This window comes from Psychrobacter sp. (assembly GCF_018260395.1).
In the GTDB taxonomy this organism is placed as follows: domain Bacteria; phylum Pseudomonadota; class Gammaproteobacteria; order Pseudomonadales; family Moraxellaceae; genus Psychrobacter.
In genome coordinates, this window is the sequence record NZ_JAGLBC010000223.1 from 1 (window position 1) to 2,185 (window position 2,185).

At 41.8% G+C, this 2,185-nt stretch carries 3 protein-coding genes; 2 read left to right on the top strand and 1 reads right to left on the bottom strand.

Going from position 1 to position 2,185, the window contains the following annotated elements:
* The first annotated feature begins 100 nt into the window (after nt 1-100).
* Together QZ265_RS10645 and dinB are read left to right on the top strand one after the other, a co-directional pair.
* Nucleotides 101-691 (top strand): HupE/UreJ family protein, encoded by a 591-nt coding sequence (locus QZ265_RS10645; protein ID WP_296406007.1) that lies wholly within the window; start codon nt 101-103, stop codon nt 689-691.
* A 189-nt stretch (nt 692-880) separates the two neighbouring features.
* A complete protein-coding gene (gene dinB / locus QZ265_RS10650) occupies nt 881-1,993 on the top strand; it encodes a DNA polymerase IV (protein WP_296406009.1) in 1,113 nt (370 codons plus the stop codon).
* 13 nt (nt 1,994-2,006) lie between these two features.
* Here dinB and QZ265_RS10655 read toward each other — a convergent pair.
* The coding region (locus tag QZ265_RS10655; RefSeq protein ID WP_296406012.1) for a zinc ribbon domain-containing protein at nt 2,007-2,185 on the bottom strand (179 nt) is incomplete at its 5' end.

Here is a 2,185-nt window from a genome sequence, read left to right on the forward strand (position 1 = left end):
AGGTAAAATCTAGATTCGGAGCCGTTGCACTTCGTAATTGAATCCAAGAATCATTTAAATCTTGTTAAACCATAAAAGCCAATAATAATAGGAATCCCCCATGAGAAACACATTTAAAATAATGCTTACTGCCAGTCTAATGTTCACTGCCACTTTGGCGATGGCTCATCCAGTTCAAAATAATATTGTGCATACTCACAGTGACTTTTTGAGTGGTCTAATGCACCCGTTTATGGGACTTGATCATTTATTGGCTATGGCTGCAATAGGTTTTTGGAGCATGCGCCAAAATGATACTATGAAACGTGGCACTCCATTGTTTATGGTTGCGGGTATGCTATTTGGTGCGGTCATTACTTTGACAGGTATAAATTTGGCAGGTATTGAAACTGGAATTGGGATGTCAGTTTTATTGGCTGGTGTATTGATTGCGACCTTGGCTAAATTACCTACTGCTATCGGTGGCACCTTAGTGGCAATGTTTATGGTTGTTCATGGCTATGCACATGGTTTAGAAATGGCAGTCGGCTCTAACGTAATCATCTACATGGTAGGATTCGTAGTGGCTACTTTGGTTATTACTTTCGGTGGTCGTGCTTTAGGCAGCGTGATGCAAAAATCTGATAATCGTATTACTCGTGCTTTAGGTGGTGCGGTAGCTATTATTGGCGGATTAATGGCAGCAAGTTAACGGATAAAAATCTAGATTATATAAATTTTTAGCTATTGACTTTTAATTGATTCAATTTTTTGATAAGCCCCTTGTTTAGGGGCTTATTGTTTACTAAATACTCATAGCTAAATACTCAATGAGTTATACATAATTCAAATAATCGTTAGATGTATATTCAACTAATTTATTCTATCTACTCGAATTCACATGACCGATGCCAATGAAATAAAGCAGCTAATACAAGACACCCAGCCCCAGCGTAAAATTATTCATATCGATATGGATGCGTTTTACGCTAGTGTTGAACAGCGAGACTTTCCTGAGCTTAGAGGTAAGCCTTTAGTTGTGGGTGGTGACCCGAGTGGACGTGGTGTAGTGGCCGCTGCCAGTTATGAAATTCGAAAGTTTGGGGTACGCTCTGCCATGTCTTGCTATGAGGCAAAAAAGCGTTGCCCTGAAGCAATATTCGTCAGACCACGATTTGAAGTTTATCGGCAGGTTAGTCAACAAATCAGATCCGTCATGTTAAGAGTTACCGACTTAGTCGAACCTTTATCATTAGATGAGGCTTATCTTGATGTTACCGGTATTAAAGAGCATCACGGTTCAGCAACGTTAATGGCCAATTGGTTACGATCTGAGATTTATAATCAAACCCAGCTTCGAGCCTCAGCTGGCGTCTCATTTAATAAAATGTTGGCAAAGATTGCCTCTGATATCAATAAACCTAATGGCATAGCGGTAATTACTCCAGAACAAGCCGAGTCATTCATCGCAGCATTACCTATTGAGCGTTTTCACGGTATTGGTAAAGCCACTGCCAAACGCTTGCATGAAATGGGAATATATACCGGCGCCGATTTAAAGGCCATGCCTGTGGAGTCTTTAGAGCATGAGTTTGGAAAACGAGGACGGTTTTATTCGCAAATTGCACATGGTGACGACAATCGACCGGTGAAAGCCGAACGCAAACATAAGTCTGTAGGCAGTGAGACTACTTTTCGCGATAACCTACGTGACACAGACAGCTTACTGGTACAAATCTTTGAACAAAACGCAGATGCCTTTACCCAACTCTCCAAAAAAGGACGTTTAGGGCATACCATTACCCTGAAGATTAAATACTCAGACTTCACTCAAATTACCCGCTCTCATACCTTGCATACGCCATTTCCCACTGCTGAATCGGCACATTATTGGCTAGAAAAATTGTTGGCTGATGTACCACGTCATTTACCCATACGCTTGGTCGGCGTTACCTATTCTAATTTAACCACTCCCGACAGCCTTAACGCTCAACCTGACTTATTTAGGCTTTGACTTCCTCCCCTCCCTAAAGTGAGGGGATTCCTTCTACAAGACGGCCAAGCCCGACCGCAAGAATGTTCTTACTGGCATTGATATCTCTATCATGCCATGTGCCACACTTAGCACAAGTCCATTCTCTTATTCCAAGAGATGCTCTACCTTTCGGACTACTCTCGCTTATTTGGCGACAGTGTGAGCAAGTCT